The sequence below is a fragment of the Sphingomonas sp. UBA978 genome, assembly GCF_002292295.1.
GTDB lineage: Bacteria > Pseudomonadota > Alphaproteobacteria > Sphingomonadales > Sphingomonadaceae > Sphingomonas.
This window is the reverse complement of sequence record NZ_DBBS01000019.1, coordinates 238,460-238,747: the sequence shown is the minus strand read 5'-3', so window position 1 is coordinate 238,747 and position 288 is coordinate 238,460. Positions and strand designations below refer to the sequence as shown.

1 protein-coding gene is annotated in these 288 nt (G+C 62.2%); it reads right to left on the bottom strand.

The window, feature by feature from the left end:
- Positions 1–288, bottom strand: a 288-nt coding sequence (locus B2515_RS12630) for an EF-Tu/IF-2/RF-3 family GTPase (protein ID WP_293876829.1), incomplete at both ends; no start/stop codon positions are given.

The window sequence follows — 288 nt, the reverse complement described above, 5'->3', positions numbered from 1 at the left end:
AAGTAGAACTGCGGACGGTAGTTGTTGAAGAACGGAGTGTGCCGTCCACCCTCATCCTTAGAAAGGATGTAGGCCTGCGCCTCGAACTCCGTGTGCGGGGTGATCGAACCGGGCTTGCAGCAGACCTGACCGCGCTCAACGTCCTCGCGCTTGGTGCCACGCAGCAGCAAGCCGACGTTCTCGCCCGCTTGGCCCTCGTCGAGCAACTTGCGGAACATCTCGACGCCGGTGACCGTGGTCTTGCGGACGGTCGGGTGGATACCAACGATCTCGACTTCCTCGCCGACC